Source organism: Sphingobium sp. KCTC 72723 (assembly GCF_014280435.1).
Classification (GTDB): Bacteria; Pseudomonadota; Alphaproteobacteria; order Sphingomonadales; family Sphingomonadaceae; genus Sphingobium.
This window is the reverse complement of the sequence record NZ_CP060388.1, coordinates 3850182-3870579: the sequence shown is the minus strand read 5'-3', so window position 1 is coordinate 3870579 and position 20398 is coordinate 3850182. Positions and strand designations below refer to the sequence as shown.

The 20398-nt window shown below is 66.0% G+C and carries 15 protein-coding genes; 6 read left to right on the top strand and 9 right to left on the bottom strand.

Annotated elements, in window-relative coordinates; all coding sequences use genetic code 11:
• Window positions 1-5: 5 nt before the first annotated feature.
• The 3 genes from SPBM01_RS18665 to SPBM01_RS18655 are packed head-to-tail and all read left to right on the top strand — an operon-like array spanning window position 6 to window position 4542.
• Complete coding sequence (locus SPBM01_RS18665; RefSeq protein ID WP_188062993.1) at window positions 6-2399, top strand: beta-galactosidase; 2394 nt, start codon at window positions 6-8, stop codon at window positions 2397-2399.
• Window positions 2396-3610, top strand: a complete 1215-nt coding sequence (locus SPBM01_RS18660) for a glycosyl hydrolase 53 family protein (RefSeq protein ID WP_188062992.1) — start codon at window positions 2396-2398, stop codon at window positions 3608-3610. The genes SPBM01_RS18665 and SPBM01_RS18660 overlap by 4 nt, the downstream gene beginning before the upstream one ends.
• Entirely contained in the window at window positions 3607-4542 is a 936-nt protein-coding gene (locus tag SPBM01_RS18655) for a glycoside hydrolase family 43 protein (RefSeq protein ID WP_188062991.1), read from the top strand. The genes SPBM01_RS18660 and SPBM01_RS18655 overlap by 4 nt, the downstream gene beginning before the upstream one ends.
• Here SPBM01_RS18655 and SPBM01_RS18650 read toward each other — a convergent pair.
• The 7 genes from SPBM01_RS18650 to SPBM01_RS18620 all read right to left on the bottom strand — a co-directional run bounded on the left by SPBM01_RS18650 (window position 4501) and on the right by SPBM01_RS18620 (window position 13015).
• Window positions 4501-5940 (bottom strand): efflux transporter outer membrane subunit, encoded by a 1440-nt coding sequence (locus tag SPBM01_RS18650; protein WP_188062990.1) that lies wholly within the window; start codon window positions 5938-5940, stop codon window positions 4501-4503. The two genes, SPBM01_RS18655 and SPBM01_RS18650, sit on opposite strands and share 42 nt — an antisense overlap.
• Window positions 5933-6832: an efflux RND transporter periplasmic adaptor subunit gene (locus tag SPBM01_RS18645; protein ID WP_188062989.1), complete on the bottom strand. Its 900-nt coding sequence runs from the start codon at window positions 6830-6832 to the stop codon at window positions 5933-5935. Before SPBM01_RS18645 ends, SPBM01_RS18650 begins: the two co-directional genes overlap by 8 nt.
• Window positions 6829-7044, bottom strand: a complete 216-nt coding sequence (locus SPBM01_RS18640) for a DUF1656 domain-containing protein (protein WP_188062988.1) — start codon at window positions 7042-7044, stop codon at window positions 6829-6831. Before SPBM01_RS18640 ends, SPBM01_RS18645 begins: the two co-directional genes overlap by 4 nt.
• Entirely contained in the window at window positions 7041-9092 is a 2052-nt protein-coding gene (locus SPBM01_RS18635) for an FUSC family protein (RefSeq protein ID WP_188062987.1), read from the bottom strand. Before SPBM01_RS18635 ends, SPBM01_RS18640 begins: the two co-directional genes overlap by 4 nt.
• Entirely contained in the window at window positions 9089-9538 is a 450-nt protein-coding gene (locus SPBM01_RS18630) for a MarR family winged helix-turn-helix transcriptional regulator (protein ID WP_188062986.1), read from the bottom strand. The genes SPBM01_RS18635 and SPBM01_RS18630 overlap by 4 nt, the downstream gene beginning before the upstream one ends.
• 282 nt (window positions 9539-9820) lie before the next feature.
• On the bottom strand, window positions 9821-10123 hold the full coding sequence (locus SPBM01_RS18625) for a hypothetical protein (protein ID WP_188062985.1): 303 nt from the start codon (window positions 10121-10123) through the stop codon (window positions 9821-9823).
• A 24-nt stretch (window positions 10124-10147) separates the two neighbouring features.
• Window positions 10148-13015 carry a M16 family metallopeptidase gene (locus SPBM01_RS18620; protein WP_188062984.1) on the bottom strand — a complete coding sequence of 956 codons (2868 nt, stop codon included), beginning with the start codon at window positions 13013-13015 and terminating at the stop codon, window positions 10148-10150.
• Window positions 13016-13164: 149 nt separating this feature from the next.
• Between SPBM01_RS18620 and SPBM01_RS18615 the strand changes: the two genes are divergently transcribed.
• Together SPBM01_RS18615 and clpB are read left to right on the top strand one after the other, a co-directional pair.
• On the top strand, window positions 13165-14787 hold the full coding sequence (locus SPBM01_RS18615; RefSeq protein ID WP_188062983.1) for a M28 family metallopeptidase: 1623 nt from the start codon (window positions 13165-13167) through the stop codon (window positions 14785-14787).
• An 87-nt stretch (window positions 14788-14874) separates the two neighbouring features.
• Window positions 14875-17454: an ATP-dependent chaperone ClpB gene (gene clpB / locus SPBM01_RS18610; protein ID WP_188062982.1), complete on the top strand. Its 2580-nt coding sequence runs from the start codon at window positions 14875-14877 to the stop codon at window positions 17452-17454.
• 82 nt (window positions 17455-17536) lie between these two features.
• On the opposite strand, the gene SPBM01_RS18605 is transcribed toward clpB, so the two are convergent.
• Both SPBM01_RS18605 and SPBM01_RS18600 read right to left on the bottom strand, forming a co-directional pair.
• Complete coding sequence (locus SPBM01_RS18605; RefSeq protein WP_188065824.1) at window positions 17537-17773, bottom strand: hypothetical protein; 237 nt, start codon at window positions 17771-17773, stop codon at window positions 17537-17539.
• 84 nt (window positions 17774-17857) lie between these two features.
• A complete protein-coding gene (locus SPBM01_RS18600) occupies window positions 17858-19138 on the bottom strand; it encodes an aspartyl/asparaginyl beta-hydroxylase domain-containing protein (RefSeq protein ID WP_262504257.1) in 1281 nt (426 codons plus the stop codon).
• A gap of 92 nt (window positions 19139-19230) precedes the next feature.
• On the opposite strand from SPBM01_RS18600, the gene SPBM01_RS18595 reads away from it, so the two are divergent.
• Window positions 19231-20283, top strand: a complete 1053-nt coding sequence (locus SPBM01_RS18595; RefSeq protein ID WP_262504256.1) for a hypothetical protein — start codon at window positions 19231-19233, stop codon at window positions 20281-20283.
• The last annotated feature ends 115 nt before the right edge of the window (window positions 20284-20398 follow it).

Below are 20398 nucleotides of genomic sequence, written 5' to 3'. Positions count from 1 at the left end.
GATGGATGCCCGACATCGACAGGCGCGCCGCGCTCACTGCCACCGGCCTTGCCACGCTGGGCCTCGCCCTCCCCGCCAGCGCCGCCACGTCCGCACCCCTCAGCCTCGACGCGCGCAACCCCGGCCTACCGCTCAAAAGCGGCCACCTCCGCATGGGGACCGCCACTGGCCCGCACGGCAGCATCGGCATCACCAACCGCACCCTCACCCGCGATGGCCAGCCCTGGCTGCCGGTCATGGGCGAATTTCACTTCACCCGCTTCCCCGCCGCCTATTGGGAAGAGGAATTGCGCAAGATGAAGGCGGCGGGCATCACCATCGTCGCATCCTATATATTGTGGAACCATGTCGAACTGGAACCGGGCCGTATCGACTGGACCGGCGACCGCGACATTGCCCGCTTCGTCCGGCTGTGCGACGCCAACGGCCTGCTTTTCTTCCTGCGCCCCGGCCCATGGGGCCATGCCGAAGCGCGCTTTGGCGGCATCCCCGACTGGATCGTCTCCGCCACCAGCCCGCGCAGCAACGACCCGGCCTATATGGCACAGGTCGACCGCTTCTGGCGCAGCCTCTACGATCAGGTGAAAGGCCAGATGTGGAAGGATGGCGGCCCGATCGTCGGGATGCAGATCGAAAATGAATATAATCTCGACGGGCCGGGGCAGGGCCGCGCCCATATCGCCGCGCTCAAGCAACTGGCGCTGGCCATCGGCTATGACGTCCCGCTCTACACCGTCACCGGCTGGGACCAGACGCTTTACCCCAAGGGCGCAGTCGTCCCCGTCCATGGCGGCTATCCCGACGAGCCATGGTCGGCAAAGACCACGCCCCTGCCGCCCAAGGAAAATTACCTCTTCCGCTTCGACAGCAGGGTCAGCGGCGATCTGGGCGCGCAGACTCGCAACAACCGGCGCGGCGACGCCGACAGCGACATGGACGACACGCCCTTTCTGGGCGCGGAATATGGCGGCGGCGTCCCGGTCATGTATCGCCGCCGCCCCTTGCTGGACCCCAAGGATGTCGCCGCCGCCGTCACCACGCAGGTCGGGTCCGGCGTCAATCTGCTGGGCTATTATATGTTCCACGGCGGCGCGAACCCGCTGGCCCATGGCCGCACATTGGAAGAAACCCAGCGTTCAGGCGGCTATAATGACTGCCCCATCATCGGCTATGATTTTCAGGCGCCGATCGGCCAATATGGCGAAGTGAACCCGGTCAGCGCCGCGCTCCGCCCGCTCCATTATTTTCTGGCCGCCTATGGCGATCGCCTCGCCGCCATGACCGTCCACGCCCCCGCCCGCCTGCCAAAGGACAAGGACGACCTGCACAGCCTGCGCTGGTCGGTCCGGGCGCAAGGCGACAGCGGCTTCCTGTTCGTCAACAACCATGTCCGCCAATATGACACAGCCGCCCACCCCGGCACGCAATTCACGGTCCAACTGCCCAACGGCCCCGTCACTCTGCCCGTCCGCCCGGTCACCATCGCGCCGGGCGACAGCTTCTTCTGGCCGATCGGCATGGATCTGGACGGCGTGCGGCTCGATTGGGCCACCGCCCAGCCCGTCACTCGCCTGACCGATGCCGACGGCCCGGTCCATGTGCTGATCGCCACGGCCCCCGGCCCGGTCGAACTCGCCTTCCCGTCCGGCACGCGCCTCTCCGCGTCATCGCGCGCCGACAATGGCCGCGTCATCGCCTATGTCCCGCCATCCCCTGACCGGCTGCTGACCGTCACTGGTCCCGATGGCCGCCGCGTCCGCCTCCTGCTGCTGGATCAGGCGTCCGCCCGCACCCTCTGGGTCGGCGACCATGATGGCCAGCGCCGCCTGATCCTGACTGCCGCCGACACGATCTTCGCGCCCGCCGCCCTCATCCTGCGCCAGCGCGGCAATCCCGCCTTCCGCTACAGCATCGTCCCCGGCACCAGCGGCAGCGCCACCGCCAAAGGCCCGGCCTCCACCGTCCTGCCCTTTACCCAAAGCCGCAAAGCCGGTGAAGCACCCCCCATCGCCATCGGCGGCCCCGCCAATGCCGCGATGCAGCCCCTGCCCGAAGCGCATCGTGCCGCCGCCGCCTTCACCTTCACCCCGCCAAAGGATGCGCTCGCCACCGGCGACGCCTATCTCGAACTCGACTGGCGCGGCGACATTGGCCGCCTGTTCGACGGCATCGACATGCTGGACGACGCCTATTGGGACGGCCGCGTCTGGCGCATCGGCCTCAAACGCTTTGCCGACCGGCTGGGGCGGCCATGGACGCTGACCATCCTGCCGCTGCGCGCCGACGCGCCCATCTATCTGGACGCCAGCGCCCGCGCGAAACTGCCCAAAGCAGATCAGGTCGCCGACCTGCTGACCATCCGCCTCATCCCCGAATATCAGCTGGAGATCCGCGCATGACTGCCCTGACCCGCCGCGCCACGCTTGGCCTCGCTGCCCTGCCGCTCCTGACCACGCCTGCCCTCGCAGCGCCGAAAAAGACCGGCGCACGCCCCGGTCCCTATCTCATCGGCGCGGACATCAGCTGGATTCCCGAAGATGAAGCGGCGGGCGCGCGCTTCTTCGTCAAGGATGAACGCAAAGACCCAATCATCCTGCTGCGCGACGCCGGGTTCAACGCCATCCGCCTGCGCATCTTCGTCGATCCGGCCAAGGGCTATTCCAGGCGCGAACCCGACAAGGCATGGGCGGGCCTTGCCCAGACGATCAAACTGGGCCGCCGCATCCGCGACGCGGGCCTCTATCTGGTGCTGAGTTTCCACTATAGCGACACATGGGCCGACCCGGAGCATCAGGGCGTCCCCGCAGCCTGGGCGGGCTATGACCTGCCCCAACTCGCCAAAGCCGTCGAAGCCCACACCCATGACACGCTCGCCGCGATGCGCGCGGGCGGCGCGCCGGTCGATATGGCCGTGATCGGCAACGAAACCACCTTCGGCATATTGTGGCCCCATGGCCGGGTGAAGCTGTCCACCCCCACCGGCAACCCCGTCACCGACGCGAACCATGCAAAAGTCGGCGCCGTGGGCGGCTTCGACGCTTTCGCCGCCCTGCTGCGCGCAGGCATAGCGGGCGCGCGCCGTGCCGAACCCGCAATCGCGATTCAACTCCACAATCATCTGGGCCGCCACTGGCCGATCGTGCGCGAATGGACTGACGCGCTGGTCGCCCGCAACGTCGATTTCGACGTGATCGGCTTCTCCTGCTACCAGCAGCGCGCGCAGGGCGACTGGGCGACGACCTTCGACCAGTTCCTCAAACGCTATCCGGGCAAAGGGCTGCTGGTCGCCGAATATTCCAGCCGCAAACGCTACCTCAACGATCTGGTCCACGCCCTGCCCGACAGGCGCGGCTGGGGGACGTTCATCTGGGAACCGATCCGCCATCAGGAAGCATTGTTCGACCGCGAGGGCAAAAATGCAGGCGGCGGCGGCAAGCCCGATCTTCTGTCTCAAGGCATCAACAGCGCCGAAGCCCCCGGCGGCCTCGCCACCGGCGCACCCCCCGCGCCAAAGCCTGCCCCCACCGGCCCGATGGGCGAAGGCGGCGACTATATCGCTAACCCCCTGCTCGACCTCTACGGCCAGATGGCGCGGGATTATAATCCATGAACCGACGCGATTTCGTGGCGGGGGCAGGCGCGCTGACCCTGACCGCCTGCGCTACCCGGCCCGCCACCACCGACCCGCTGGTCTTTGCCTATTTCATCACTGGCAAGGGTGAGGCGGACGGCCTCAAACTCGCCACCAGCGACGACGGCTTCACTTTCCGCACCCTCGCGCAGGGCCGCAGCCTGCTGGTCCCGCAAGTGGGCGAGAAAAAACTGCTGCGCGACCCCTTCCTGTTCCGCGACGGCGCGACCTATCATCTGCTCTGGACCACCGCATGGGAAGGCGTGACGATCGGCCACGCCACCAGCGCCGACCTGATCCACTGGTCGCCGCAACAGGCGATCCCGGTCATGGCGACCATCCCCGGCACCCGCAATTGCTGGGCGCCCGAAGCGATCTACGACCCCCGCGCCCGCCACTGGATGATTTTCTGGTCCAGCACCGTGACAGGCCGCTACATGGAAACCGCAGGCACGTCAGAGTCAGACTATAACCATCGCCTCTGGTCCGCCACCACGCGCGACTTCCGCGCCTTCTCGGCCCCGCAGCCTCTCTACGACCCCGGCTTCAGCGTCATCGACGGCAGCTTTGCCCATGCCCCGGACGGCAGCCTGCACCTGATCGTCAAGGATGAGACGCTCGCCCCGCCGCGCAAATGGCTGCGCAGCGCCCCTGCGCCCGGCCCGTCCGGTCCCTTCGGCCCGCTCTCCTCCCCCTTTTCGCCCGGCTGGGTCGAAGGACCAATGACCGCGCGGATCGGCGACGCGCTGATCTGCTATTATGACATGTATAAGGATGGCCGATGGGGCGCGGCGTCCACCCGCGACATGGTGACATGGCAGGATGTCAGCGCCCGCCTCACCCTGCCGCCCGGCGCCCGCCACGGATCGCTATTGCGCGTTCCCCGCAGGCTGGTCGACGCCATCGGCTGACGTCCATCCCCCGCCCAGCGCCAGGAACACCGCAATCTGGTCCTGCACCAGTTGCGCCCGCGCGCTCGCCGCGCTGACCTCGGCACTGGCCAGGCTCCGCTGCGCATCCAGCAGCGACAGGAAATCCCCCCGGCCAAAGCGGAACAGCTTGCCCGCCTGCCCGGCCGACACCGCCGCACTGTCGCGCGCCCGGTCCAGCGCCGCCGCCCGTTCAGCATCGCGGCGATAGCTTTCCAGCGCGCTTTCGACCTGCCGCAACGCTTCCAGCACCGCCCCATCGAACCCGGCGATCCGTCCGCGCAACTGCGCATCCCCCTGCGCGATCCGCGCCCGCACCACTGGCCGGTTGGGAAAGGACCAACTGAGCAACGGCCCCAGACTAAACCCAAAGGCCGACCCGTTACCGAAATCCTTGAGCGGCCCCGACAGTCCCACCGACCCGCCGATGCTGACCTGCGGATAGAGGTCCGCCATCGCCACGCCCAGCCGCGCGCTATCCCCAGCAATCTGCCGCTCCGCCTGCCTGATGTCGGGCCGCCGCGCGATCAGCGCCGCGCCATCCCCCACCGGCATCGCCGCGCCCAGCGCCGGTAGCGCCGCGCAACTTTCCACCCCAGGCGGATAATCGCCCGGCGCGCGGCCCAGCAATGTCGCCAGCAAATATAGCCCATTCTGCCGCTGCGCGACGAAGGCCGGCAGCGCCGCCGCGCTGGCATCCACCGCCGCCTGCGCCCGGCTCACGTCGAACGCCGTCCCGCGCCCGCCCCTGGCCAGCCGCCGCGTGGCATTCAGCGTATCGCCCTGCAACCCCACCACCTGCCGGTTCACCGCCAGCGCATAATTGGCCGCGCACACCTGCGCATAGGCCCGCGCCGTCGCCGCCGCGACGCTGACCCGCACATAGTCGCGCGCCGCAACGCTCGCCTCCACATCCGCCGCGCCCGCCTCGATCGCGCGCTTTATCCGCCCTTTCAGGTCCAGCGGATAGGCCGCGCTCAACCCCAGATCATAGCTGACCGATCCCGGCAGATGCTGCGCGACCCCCGATGGCCGCGACAGCGTCTCGCCCCCACTAATGTCGGTGCTGATCGCCCGCCCCGCCTGCGCCTCGTCCAACACCGTCTGCGCCCGCGCCAGATTGGCGTCCGCCACCCGCAGGTCCGCATTGGCGGCCAGCGCCTGCTCGACCAGCCCGTCCAGCGTCGGATCATCATAAAGCCGCCACCAATGGTCAGGCAGCGGACTTTGCGAAAAGCCGCTTCCCTGCGCCGAATGAAACGCCCCCTTCGCCACCGCAGACGTCGCCACGCCCCCGTCTGGCGGTCGATAATCCGGCCCCGCCGTCGCGCACGCCGACAATGCCAGCGCCAGTAGGGGCGCAGCCCAGCGCTTACCCATGGCGACACGCCCCCGCCTTCGCCTTATCCTGCGGCTGCACCGTCACCGTCACCGTCCGTCCGCTGATCAACCGCATCCCCACCGGCACTTTCTCCAGCCTGACCCGCACCGGAATCCGTTGCGCCAATCGCACCCAGGAAAAGGTCGGCTCGACCGAGGGGAGCAGATTGCCCGCATTGCTGCGACTGTCGTCATTGATGCCGAACGCAATGCTCTCGACACGCCCGTGCAAATCCTGCGCCTCGCCCATCAACCGCACCGTCACTGGCGCACCGACGCAGATCGACCCCAGCTTGGTTTCCTCGAAATAGCCTTCCACGCGGATCGAATCCCCGTCGATCAGCGCCATGGCCTGCGTCCCCGCGCCGACATAATCGCCCGGATGCAGGTCCAGGTTCGTCACCACGCCATTGACCGACGCCACCACCCGCGTGCGTTGCAAATTCAGCGCCGCACCCTCGCGCGCGCTCATCGCTTCGGTCAGCGCCGCCTGCGCCGTCTCCACCTTGGCGACATTTTGCTCATGGGTTTCCGCCGCCACCAGATCGCCCAGCGCCAGGTCGCGCCGCGCCTCCCGCCGCGCCTGTCCCAGCACCGCCTGCGCGCTGGCAATTTGCGACCGCGCCTGTTCCAGCGCCAGATGGTATCGCGGCGTGTCGATCACGAACAGCAGGTCGCCCGCCTTCACCCGCTGATTGTCGCGCACCGCGACGGAGGTGACGAGGCCGCTTATGTCCGGCGTCACTCGCACCACATCGGCCCGCACCCGCCCGTCGCGGGTCCAGGGGCTGCGCTCATAATGGGTCCACATCCATATCGCCACGACCACAGCGGCAACGACGATCAATATGGTGGCAAGGCTGCGCAACAACGCAGCGGGCAGGCGGTTCATAGCGAATATCCGGTTTGGGGAAAAAGGAAGGACAAGGCGCCCAAAATCAGCACGAACAGGCCAAGGTCCACGGCCGCGCGATAGGCAAGGAAGCGATAGAGGCCGAGCATCGCGATCAGCCGCGTCAGCCCCCAGGTCAGCGCCAGCGCCAACAGCGCCAGCAGCAACAGCGTCGGCACATAAACCCCGCCCAGCGCGATTTCTCCGGTCATGACGTCACCCTTTGATACGGCGCGGCATCGGCAAACAGGTTGCGCCGCAAACTCACCAGCGCCAGCACCGCCGCGCGCCGCACGTCCCGCGCCGGATGCACCGCCAGATCGTCGATCGCCGCGTCGATATCGTTAAGCAACGCCGGTTCGGCGGGCGCGGGCGCATCCGGGTCCAGCGCGCGATAATGGCGGCTCACCCCGTGCAGCACCTGCGTCAGCGGCACGCCCCGGTCAGGGGCCAGGTCGATGCGCAACTGCCGCAATTCGCCGATCGCCACCCCGGTCCGCAAATCGCGCAGCGCATCGTAAAGCGGCTTCCCCCCGTCGCCGCGCGTCGCTGCGAGGCGCGGCGCAAGCAAGGCGATCCGGTCCAGCATCCGGTTGATCCATCCGCGCAGGTCCGGTGGCGACATGGACGTCGCGCGATTGGCAATGTCGGCCCACCCCGCGCGGATCGTCCGGCGGATCGCCCGCTCGACCCCTGCCGACTGCAACAGCCCGGCCATGATGATCGCAAACCATATGCCGACGATCTGCGCCACCGCGCCATTGGCATAGCTGGCAAAGGCGCTGATATAATGATCCGACAGCAGCACCGGGCTGCCCAGCCCCAGCAGCGTCGGCAGCGCGATCCCGGCCCAGCGCGGCGACGCCATCATCGTGCCGAGCAGCAGCAGCGCGGGCGCATAGGCCGCCGCCAGCATCGCAAACCCATCCAGCCGGGGCATGATCGCATAGCCATAGAGCGCGCCCAGCGCCGACGCCGCGATCGTCCCGATCATGAAGCCTTTGAGCGGCGCAATCGGATTGTCCACTGCCGAAAACAGCGCCAGGAACACTCCGGCCAGCATCACGGCGGTCCCGCCATCCTTCCACCCGCTGCCAATCCACAGCGCGCAGCCCAAAACCACGGTCAGGAACGCGCCGAACGCACCACGCGCCGCGCCGCCATAGTCGCGATGCAGTTCGCGGTTGCGCCGCCCCTCCAGCAATGCGCCCACGCGCGGCGTCACCGCAGCCCGGCTATGCGTCGCCATCTGGTCGGCCAGGTCGCGGCAATCGCGATGCACCGCCACCAATGTCGCCAGCCGCGCGTGGAGGCTCAGGCGCAACATGTCGGCCCATCCCATCGCCGGGGCCGCTTCGGGTTCCAGCGCTGCGCAGCGGTCGATCAACCCCTGCGCCCGCGCTGCGCGCGTGGCATGGTCCACCACCGGCGAATCCAGCCAGTCGCGCACATCGGCGATCAGCGTTTCGACCGCTTCCGGCACGCTCCCACCATGCGCCGCCTTCAACTGCGCCAGCCGGTCCTCCACCGCTGCGCCCAGCGGCAACAGCATCGACAACTGATCCTGCAACGCCCGCACCGTCCGCACGCGCGGGGCCAGCCGACTGATGTCGAACGGCAGATGCACCGACATCTGGTGCAATTCGGTAATATCCTGCGCCAGCCGCCGCCGTTCCGCATCCAGCCCCACGACCGGATCCGTCGCAATCGCGTCGCGCGACCAGCGTTCGGCATCGCGCAGCATCGCTTCCACCCGCGCCAGCAGTACGCTGCTGATCGACCCCGGCAGCACCACGCCATGGACCAGGCTGCCGCACGCAATGCCGATGATGATTTCCTGCACCCGCAAAGCGGCCACATTGAAGATTTCCTGCGGCATATCGACATCGGGAAACACGATCAGACAGGCAGTATAGCCCGCCAGCACGAACATATAGGATCGCGGCGTCCGGTCGAGCAGCGACACGAACACGCACAGCGCCAGCCATCCCGCCATCGCCAGCGACAGCAATTCGGGCGCATTGACCAGCGGCGGCACGATGGCGACGGCGAACATCGCCCCTACCAGCGTGCCGATCACCCGGAACACCGCCTTGCTGATCACCGCGCCCGCCAGCGGTTGCGCGACGATATAGCTGGTCAGGAACGCCCAATAGGGCCGCTCCAGCCCGATACTGAACGCCACATAGAGCGCCAGCATCGCCGCGCCGTAACATTTCAAGGAAAACAGCGCGGCGGGTAATCCGAACCGCTCGCTCATGGCGCGTTGCGGCGCTCGGCGATCCGGCGGCTCAGCAGGTCCAGCACTTCGACCATGATCTCGATCGCCGGTTCGGGAATCCCGTCCAGCATGGCGTTGCGCAGCGCGTCCAGTTCCGCCTCGATCCGCCCAACCAGCTCCTGCCCCGCCGGGGTCAGCAGGATATGGTTGGACCGCTTGTCCTCCGGGTCCGCCTTGCGCGCGATCAGCCCGCCCGCCTGCAACTGGTCCAGTGTGCGCACCAGCGACGGCTGGCTGATGTCCAGCGATTGCGCCAGCGCCGCCTGTCGCACTTCGGGACCGATCCGGTCGATATGGATCAGGCACCATGCCGCACTGTTCGACACGCCGAACTGCGCCAGCGTCGCATCGGCAAGGCCACGCCATCCGCGCGCCACCGGGGCCATATAATGCGCCAGCGCGCGCTTGGGATCGGAAAGAGGCATTTTCGTTAGATAGCTAACTAACGAAAAAATGCAAGAGGGCGAGTCTATGTCTCTGTCGTTGTCTACTTAGCGCCTGTCTCGAAATGCGCGAAAGAGCGCATTTCGGTTACCGCACCGGCCCTCACCCCCACCCGACCGCCCACTATGTGTATCCTGAATGGGCGGTCGGGTGGGGTTCAAACGAGTCACGTGCCTCGTTTGAAGGCCGGTGCGGATGCGCCAAAGGCGCATTTCAAAACAAACTCTGAAAGGGTCCGGGGCGCACCCGGACCCTGCATCATATCAGGCCCGCCGCGTGCCGTTGAACGCCGACGCGCCGAACGCGCCAAGCTGCATCGTGCCGGTGATCGCGTCGCCGCTCACCGTCGCTTCGCACTCCAGCGTCATTGGCATCGGCATGGTCATTTCCATCTTCCAGGTCAGCATATCGCCCGCGACCTTGCCATCGACCACGTCCAGCGATCCCATCATCCCGGCGAAGGTGCCGTTGAACCGCTCCCCGCTGCTAACGACGGTGAACACGCCCTTCTGGTCGCCCATCGGCGTCTTGGCGACGCAATCATAAGCGCCATCGACATTTGCCATTACATTCACTCCTTTACGTGGCCGTCAATCAGCCAATGTGCCTGTTTCCACCGGCGAACCCACCGCGTCAAGCTGTGGGCGCACCAGCTTGGCATCGCCGACTACGACCCAGATCAGCCCGTCGGCATTGATAGCCTCACGCGCCGCCTTGTCGAAATCGGCCGCCGTCATCGCCCGGTAAATCTTGGGCAGCGTCTCATAGAAATCATCCGCCCGGCCGATCAGGTCGTTGCGCATCATCGCGCCCAGCAGGTCGGAGGAGGTCTCGAAACTGCCCGGCAGCGACAATATCTGCCCGTTGATCGTCTGGTTGCGTTCGGCCTCGCTCGTCCCCTTGGTCGTCAGGAAATCCTTGATGTCCTGCCGCGCCGCGATGATGGATTCGCCGGTCTTGTCGGTCTGCACCGGGGCATAGACCAGCAGCGGGATCGTGTCCTTGACACCGGGCAGCGACGTCCCGGCGCCATAGGCCCACCCCTTGGCTTCACGCAGGTCCATGGTCAGCCGCGACGTGGTGCTGCCGCCCAGAACCTCATTGGCGGACTGGAGCGTCACCGGATTGTCGGTCCCCTTTTTGCTCGTCAGCACGCCCGCCAAAATCATCGACTGCGGGCTTTGCGGCTTGTCGATCAGGATGATCCGCGCCGGGCGCGCCATCCGGTCCATGCGATATTGCTTCACCCCCTTGGGCGCGGCAGGCGCGGTCCAGTCGCCGAACCGCTTTTCCAGCAGCGGCAGCAACTGCGCCATGCTGGTGTCGCCGGTCACGAATATCTTCGCATTGTCGGGCCGCAGCCAGCCGTCATGGAACGCTACCAGATCGGCCCGCGTCACCGCCTTCACCCCGCTTTCCGTGCCCGACCCGGTAAACGGGATGCCATAGGGATGCGCCTTTCCGTATAGCAAGGGCGGCAACATGCGCTGTGCGATCGCCATCGGCTCGGTCTTTTCCGCGGCGATCCGGGTCAGCATCTGCCCGCGCAACCGCTCGACCTCGCTTGGCGCAAAGGCGGGGTTGCGCACCACATCGGCCAGCAGGCCCAGCGACGCATCCAGATTGGGCTTGAGCGCGAACAGCCCCACCGTGGTCCGGTCCATGCTGTTGCCCGCGCTCACCGCCGCGCCCAGCCGCTCCTGCTCCTGCGCAATTTCCAGCGAACTGCGCGTCTTGGTCCCCTCGTCCAGCAACGCCGTGGTCAGCGCCGCCGTGCCAAGCTTGGCGCGGTCATCGGCGGCGTTACCCGCATCGAACGCCACCGACACCCGCACCGTCGGCACGGTCGCCCGCCGCGCGAACGCCACCTTTATCCCGTTCTTCAGCGTGGCATGTTCCACCGTGGGGAAATCCAGATCCGCGACCGGCTCGATCGGCGGCTCGGCAATCTTCGTCGGCTTGGGCGGGGTTCCGGCGGCAGGCGCGGCGGCTTCGGGATCACGGAAATAAGCAGGCTTCATCGTCGCATTGCCCGCCAGCGCATTGTCCGCCGCCGACCGCTCGCCCGGCGCAACGGTCAGCCTGAACACGGGCCGCCCCAGCCATTTGCGCGCAGCGTCGCCGACCTGCGCCGGGGTCGCGGCAGCATAAGCGGCCAGATCCTTGCGATATTTCTCCGGGTCGCCCGAATAGACTGCGCCCTCGGCCAGCGTCACCGCCTTGCCAGTAAAGCCGCCCACCTGCTCCAGCCCGGAAATCGTGCCTGCCACCTGCTGCGTCGCGGCGCGCTGCACCTCGTCGGCGCTCGGCCCCTTGGCCAGATAATCGGCCAGCAGCGCGTCGAGCCGCTTGCCCACCGCCACGGCATCCTGCCCCGGCTTCACGTCGACGGTAATCTCCGCCATGCTCAATTTCTCGAACGGCTGGACGCTGGCCTTCACGCCCACCGCCACCTTCTCATCGCGCACCAGCGTCGAATAGAGGCGCGAGGAACCCAGCCCGCCAAATACCGACAGCGCCAGATCGAGCGCCGCCAGATCCGGGCCATTGACGCCCGGCACGATCCAGTTGCGATAGAGGCGGGTCGCCGCGACATTATCCTTCATCACCTTCTCGACATCCTTGTCGAGCGTCGGGACAGTCGCATCCATATCCTGCGGTGCCGGGCCAGCGGCGATATTGCCGAACCAGCGTTCCACCTTCTTCTTCGCGGTCGGCACGTCGATATCGCCTGCCAGCACCAGCACGGCATTATTCGGGCCATAATGGGTCTTGAACCAGCTTTGCACGTCGGCAAGGCTGGCGGCGTTCAGGTCCGCCATCGACCCGATGGTGGAATGGCGATAGGGGTGGCCAGCGGGCAGCATCGCGTCGAGCTGCGCATATTCGACCAGCCCATAGGGTTCATTCTCCCCCATCCGCTTTTCATTCTGCACCACGCCGCGCTGGGCATCCAGTTTCGTCTGCGTCACTGCCCCCAGCAAATGGCCCATCCGGTCGGATTCCAGAAACAGCGCCCGGTCGAGCGCGCCGGTCGGCACTGTTTCGAAATAATTGGTGCGGTCGAACCATGTCGTCCCGTTCCAGTCGGTCGCGCCAATATCTTCCAGCCGCCCGAAAAACGGCCCATCGGCATTTTCCGAACCATAGAACATCAGATGTTCGAACAGATGGGCAAAGCCGGTCTTGCCCACCGGCTCATGCCGCGACCCGACATGATACCAGATCGACACCGCCACCACCGGCGCCTTGCGGTCGGTATGGACAATGACGCGCAGGCCATTTTTCAGCGTGAACTGTTCGTAGGGAATGTCGACCGCCGACACCAGGCTGGACAGCGGCGCAGGCTTGGCGGCGGCAGGCGCGCTCTGCGCCACCGCCTGCGTCACCGGCGTCATCGCCAGCGCGGACAGGCCGATCAGCAGGGGCAGGCGGCGCGACAAATGGGACTGGATCATGAACTGGCCTCTGGCAAAAGCGGGCGGACCGGACGGCCCATGGATGGCAGTAGAATAGCGGGGCGTTTTAGCAGCGCAATACGCATCAGGCTGGACAGCGCGAAGGACCGCGATAGGTTCCGTGCGATCATGCACTGCAAAGGGTTACCATGTTCCGCCGCCTGCCCGTCCTCGCTTCCCTGCTTGCCCTCTCCGCCCCCGCGCTGGCGCAGGAAGCGACCTTTTCGCCCGATGCGATCCGGTCCGACATCACATTCCTGTCCGACGACCTGCTGGAGGGGCGCGACGCCGGGACGCGCGGCTATGACATTGCCGCCCGCTTCGTCGCGGCCCGCTTCACCGCGCTCGGCCTGCAACAGGCCGTGAAGGACAGCTGGTATCAACCGGTCACGCTGGCGCTGGCTGACCTCGACAAAGCCACGCCTGCCGCCCTCACCATCGGCGGGCAGCGCTTCGCCAATGGCGGCGAAGTCGCCATTTCCGGCTTTGGTCGCGAAACGAAACAAAGCATCGCCGCCCAAGCAATATTCGTCGGCTATGGCCTGCAATCGGACCGGGAAAAGATCGACGATTATGCCGGCCTCGACCTGCGCGGAAAATATGCCGTCGTCCTGTCCGGCTCGCCGGTCGGGATGCCCAGCGAAGTCGGCGCGCATCTTGCCGCCGAAAAAGGGCTGGCCGCGCAAAAGGCAGGCGCGATCGGCCTCATCACCATCCCCAGCCCCAGCCTGCTGGCCCGGATGCCCTGGGAAAAACTGCGCGACCGCAGCAATGATCCCGTCGTCAGCTGGCTCGACGCGCAGGGTCAGCCCTATGTCCGCACCCCCGCCATTCGCGGCAGCGCCTCGGTCAACGGCCCGGCCGCCGACGCCCTGCTGGCCGGATCGGGCCGCACGCTGGCGGCGATCATGAAAGAAGCCGCGAAGAAGGGCGGCCGCCCCAAAGGCTTCGCGCTCAAGCCGCTCGTCACGCTGGAACGCGCCAGCACCGTCCGCACCGCGCCATCGGCCAATGTGCTGGCGGTGTTGCCGGGGTCAGACCCGGCGCTCGCCCATGAATATGTGCTGCTGATGGCCCATCTCGACCATAATGGGGTCAAGGACAGCGCGAAGGGCGCGGACAAAATCTATAATGGCGCGATGGACAATGCGTCCGGCACCGCCACCATGCTGGCCGTCGCCAGGGCATTTGCGCAAGGCGGCGCACGCCCCAAACGCTCCATCGTGTTCGCAGCGGTCACGGCGGAGGAGGACGGGCTGCTCGGCTCGCAATATCTGGCGAAGAACCCGGTGCTGCCCGCTGGCGGCAAGCTGGTCGGCGTCGTCAATCTCGACATGCCGATCCTGACCTATGATTTTGCCGATGTCGTCGCGTTCGGCGCGGAACATTCGACCCTTGGCCCGATCGTGGACCGCGCCGCCAGGGCCGCAGGCGTCACTCTCTCGCCCGATCCGCTCCCTGCCGAAGGATTGTTCACCCGATCGGACCATTATCGTTTCGTGCAGGAAGGTGTGCCGTCGGTATTCCTGATGACCGGCTTTGCGGGGCCGGGGAAAGCCGCGTTCGAACATTTCCTCAAGACCAACTATCACCAACCATCCGATCAGGTCGATCTGCCCTTCGACTGGAACGCCGCGGCCAAATTCGCCCGCGTCAATTACGCCATCGCGCGTGAAATCGCCGACGCGGCGGAAGCGCCACGCTGGTATGCCCACGATTTCTTCGGTGACGCCTTCGCCGGGGACCAGCCCAAAGCACCCGCGCCACGCTGACCCCAATCCATTGCGGAAATTGCGTATCGCCCCTTGTGTGGCCTTTGGGCAACACCACATGAGGGGCAGTTATACGAAGGGCATCTTATGAACCTCGAAAAATTCACTGACCGCGCCAAAGGCTTCCTGCAATCGGCGCAAACCGTCGCGATCCGCATGAGCCATCAGCGGATCAGCCCGGAACATCTGTTGAAAGCGCTGCTGGAGGATGAGCAGGGCATGGCGTCCGGCCTCATCAAGGCCGCTGGCGGCGACGCGCCCACCGCGCTGCGCGAAACCGACGCGGCACTGGCCAAAGTGCCGTCCGTCTCCGGCTCCGGCGCGCAACAGACCCCCGGCCTCGACAATGACGCCGTGCGCCTGCTTGATTCCGCCGAACAGGTCGCGGCCAAGGCAGGCGACAGCTTCGTCACCGTCGAACGGCTGCTCCTTGCCCTGACGCTGGCCACCACCACGGCGGCGGGCAAGGCACTGAGCGCCGCAGGGGTGAAGCCCGAAGCGCTCAACGCTGCCATCAATCATCTGCGCCAGGGCCGCAGCGCCGACACCGCAGGCGCGGAGGATCGCTATGACGCGCTCAAGAAATTCGCCCGCGACCTGACGCAGGCGGCGCGCGACGGCAAGCTGGACCCGGTCATCGGCCGGGACGAGGAAATCCGCCGCACCATCCAGATTCTCGCGCGCCGGACCAAGAATAACCCGGTCCTGATCGGCGACCCCGGCGTCGGCAAGACAGCCATCGCGGAGGGATTGGCGCTGCGCATCGCCAATGGCGACGTGCCAGACACGCTCAAAGGGCGCACGCTGATGGCGCTCGACATGGGATCGCTGATCGCAGGCGCGAAATATCGCGGCGAGTTCGAGGAACGCCTGAAAGGCGTGCTGGACGAAGTGAAAGCGGCCGAGGGGCAAGTCGTCCTGTTCATCGATGAAATGCACACGCTGATCGGCGCAGGCAAAAGCGAAGGCGCAATGGACGCGGGCAATCTGCTCAAGCCTGCGCTGGCACGCGGCGAACTCCATTGCATCGGCGCAACCACGCTCGACGAATATCGCAAATATGTCGAAAAAGACCCCGCGCTCCAGCGCCGGTTCCAGCCCGTATTCGTGGGCGAACCGACGGTGGAAGACACCATCTCGATCCTGCGCGGGCTGAAGGAGAAGTACGAACTGCACCATGGCGTGCGGATCACCGACGGCGCGATCGTGTCCGCCGCGACGCTTTCCAACCGCTATATCACTGACCGCTTCCTGCCCGACAAGGCGATCGACCTGATGGACGAAGCGGCCAGCCGCCTGCGCATGGAGGTGGAGTCCAAGCCCGAAGAAATCGAGAATCTCGACCGCCGCATCATCCAGCTCAAGATCGAGCGGGAAGCGCTGAAAAAGGAAAGCGACCAGCCGTCAAAGGACCGGCTCGCTACGCTGGAATCGGACCTTGCCAATCTGGAGGAGCAATCCACGACGCTGACGACTCGCTGGCAGGCGGAAAAGGACAAGATTGCAGGCGAAGCCAAGGTCAAGGAACAGCTCGACGCCGCACGCCTCGAACTGGAACAGGCGCAGCGGGCAGGCGACCTCGCCCGGATGAGCGAGCTGTCCTACGGCGCTATCCCCGCGCTGGAAAAGCGATTGGCGCAAGCGGCCACCGCGTCCGAAGGCACCATGCTGCGCGAGGAAGTGACGGCGGAGGACATAGCCGGTGTCGTCGCCCGCTGGACCGGAATCCCGGTCGAACGGATGCTGACCGGCGAGCGCGAAAAGCTGCTGGCGATGGAGGAAACTTTGGGCAAGCGCGTCATTGGCCAGGCCGATGCCGTGCGCGCCGTGTCCACCGCCGTCCGCCGCGCCCGCGCGGGACTACAGGATCCCAACCGGCCCTTGGGCAGCTTCCTCTTCCTTGGCCCCACGGGCGTCGGCAAGACCGAATTGACCAAGGCACTGGCCGGTTTCCTGTTCGACGATGAAAACGCCATGGTCCGCATCGACATGAGCGAATTCATGGAGAAACACTCCGTCGCCCGGCTGATCGGCGCGCCGCCCGGCTATGTCGGCTATGAAGAAGGCGGCGTCCTGACCGAAGCCGTCCGCCGCCGCCCCTATCAGGTCGTTCTGTTCGACGAGGTGGAAAAGGCGCATGGCGACGTGTTCAACATCCTGCTTCAGGTGCTGGACGATGGCCGCCTGACCGACGGGCAGGGCCGCACGGTCGATTTCACCAACACGATCATCGTGCTGACATCCAATCTGGGCAGCCAATATATTGCGGGCCTGGCCGATGACGATCCGGTCGAAAAGGTCGAGGATCAGGTGATGGACATCGTGCGCGGCCATTTCCGCCCCGAATTTCTCAACCGGCTGGACGAAGTGATCCTGTTCCATCGGCTGGGTGCCGCCCATATGGCGCCGATCGTGGATATTCAGGTCGCCCGCGTGCAGAAACTGCTGAAAGATCGCAAGATCGCACTCGACCTGACCGACGGCGCGCGGGCGTGGCTGGGACGGGTCGGCTATGATCCGGTCTATGGCGCGCGGCCATTGAAGCGCGCGGTCCAGCGCTATCTGCAAGACCCGCTGGCCGACATGATCCTGCGCGGCAACGTGCCGGACGGATCGACCGTCCGGGTCGAGGATGGCGACGGCGCACTGGCGCTGGGGGTCAGCTAAACAGCTGGCTGGGGGGGGCAATGCTTCCCCCTTGTCGTCACCCCGGACTTGATCCGGGGTGACGATTCTCCACCTCACCGCATCACCCGTTCGGGTTCATTCCCGCCCGGCTGCGCGTGATCAGATCGTCGGCATCCCGGTTCTGCTGTTCGGTCAGCGTGCGCCATTCGGCGTTGGTCTTGCAGACCCGCTCCTTCTTCACCAGCGATCCCGTCACCTGGAACCGCTTGCACCGCACCGCATTGGGATCGTTCCGGTCCAGCTTCGACCCATCCTGCGCCAGCGCAGGAAGCGCTATCATGATCAGGCCGGACGCCATGACTGCCTTGAATAACTGCACTGATAATCTCCCAGAAAGGCGACGACAGCGCCCCGCATCACCGGGTTAACGCCATGCCGTCGATCAGATGCGCGGAAAAACGTCGTTCGTCTTGCTCGCATCGGCCGTGGCATAGAATTGCTTCAATAACATCTGCTCCGCAAGCGACAAATGCGGGTTCCATATGTCGAATATCAACACGACGCGCAGATGATCGGACTCGTTCCACGCCTCATGGTCTATCGTATCGTCAAAGGCGAAGGCCGCGCCTTCTTCCCATGCCCGCGTTTCGTCGCCTACACGAAAAATGCAACCGGGCGGCACTATCAGCGGCAAATGCACGATGGCGCGGGTGTTGGTGACGCCCGTATGCGCGGGAATATGGCTCCGGGGCTTGAGCAGCGAAAAGAAGGCCGACGGCGCTCGCCCCGGAATGTCCGCGCGGGGCAACGCCTCCAGCGCAGCGACCGTCTGCGGGCAAGCCGCGCACACCGCTTCGTTGCGCACGCCATATTCCCACAGGAACGCAGCGCCCCAGTCCAACGATCCATCCAGCGCCGTCCACTTGTTTTGCGGCGTTCCCGCATCCTGCCGAACATAGGGGCGTATGCTTCCGCCATCGCGGGCCACCATCGCCAGAAACTCCGCCCGGATCGCATCGGTCTGCGCCTCCAGCGCGTCCATCCACGGGAAATGCTGGCGATCGAAATATTCGTCGGCGGGAAGGAAGGGATAATGCAGCCCGGAACAGTGATTCTGGTGGATCGTGCGCCGCCCGAACTCCCGGTCCAGACAGGCCTGGAACCGGCGCTGCGACACCGGATCGGCGCTGGCCAGCGGTGCGGCCACGCCTGCCTCGACAAACGCAGCGAAATGCGCCTTATGATCGCTGACAAACTGTCGCGCGTCCGCCAGCGTTTGCGCCAGCGGCGCAGGTATATCGGTCAGCCCCGCCGCCAGCGCCAGCACCTTGCCCCAGCTATCGGCCGCTTCGCGTTCCTCACCCAATCGTTGCTGCAACTGCGCCATACGAACCTGCGCCATCAGGTTGCGCTGGTCGATTGCCAGCGCCCGGTCCAGCGCCGCCCGCTCGCCCGCCGCATCGGCCAACCCGCGCTGCGCCGACGCCACGTTCATCCACAGTGCCGCTTCCCCCGGATCGGCCTGCGCCGCTGCCTCAAAATGTCCCGCTGCCGTTGCAAAATCGCGCCCGTCCAGCGCAATCAACCCCAGCATGTTCAACGCCTGTGGTTCTCCCGGATGGCGCGCAATCACTTGCGCCAAAGCCGCTTGCGCGTCTGCCACCCGGCCCTGCCGCCGCGCCTCCCCTGCCTGTTGCAACAACCGCGCGTCCGTCTGATCCATAAAGCCCCCCAGCTTTCTATTCTCCATCGCTAACAGATGCGCGCCGACTGGCAAGCGAAGCTATTGGGGCAGCTTGTGCGGCGCTGGCGACCATGCGAAAGCTTGCCGTCATGCCCGTGCCTTTCCCGCCTATCGCCACCGTCATGGCCAGCGCCGACTGGCTGGCGCATCGCTACGATCCGGGGCATGACGCCTTTCACATGGTCAACGCCCCCCGCGCCCATCACGCGACCATTCCTTTCCTGATCGACGAATATCTGCCGCAATCGGCGACCCCGCTGGTCGTGCGCCGCAGCGAGGGCGTGGCGCTCGCGTCGCCGCCCGCATCGGTCCATTTCCTTTTCCATTCCGCTTATTGCTGCTCCACCTTGCTGGCCGCTATATTCGACTTGCCGGGCATTGCGATGGGGCTGAAGGAACCCGTGCTGCTCAACGACATTGTCGGCTGGCGGCATCGCGGCGCGAAGGGAGCGGATGTGGCGCGGGTTCTGGATGAAGGGCTGCGCCTGCTCGCTCGCCCCTTTGCCCCCGGCGAAGCAGTGATCGTCAAGCCTTCCAACCTCATCAACCCGCTGATTCCTGCGATCATGGGCCTGCGCCCCGATGCACGCGCGCTCCTTCTCCACGCCCCGCTCGACGCCTATCTAGCCTCGATCGCGCGCAAGGGGATGTGGGGGCGGCTGTGGGTACGCGATCTGTTTGGCAAACTGCTGCGCGAAGGGATGCTGGCACCTCTGGGCATCGTCCCTGACGACTATCTGGGGCTTACCGATATTCAGGTCGCGGCCGCCGGGTGGCTGGCGCAGCACCATCAGTTTCAAGGGCTGTGCGATCGGTTGGGCGCGAGGGTCAACACGCTGGACAGTAGATTGCTGATGGCCCGGCCACGCGAGAGTCTGGCCGCACTGACGACACTGTTCGGGCTGGCGCTGGACAGCGCAGCAATCGAGGACATTGTTACCGGCCCGGTATTCGCCCGCGACGCCAAGAATGGCGCAGACTTCACCGCCGGGCAACGCGCCCGCGACGCTCGGCAAGGGCTGGACCTTCATGCCGAGGAAATTGGCAAGGTCGCCATATGGGCGCGCCAGATCGCGCAGAATGTCGGCATAGACGAAACATTGCCCCGCCCGCTGCTGCCCTGAGAGTAACGAGCAGGTGGGCATGATCGCCGCCTTCCCATCCCGCCGTTTATATAGTCCCATGAAAAAGGGGCCGGTGTCGCCACCGGCCCCTTCCTTTTTCTTGCCTGATCGAAAG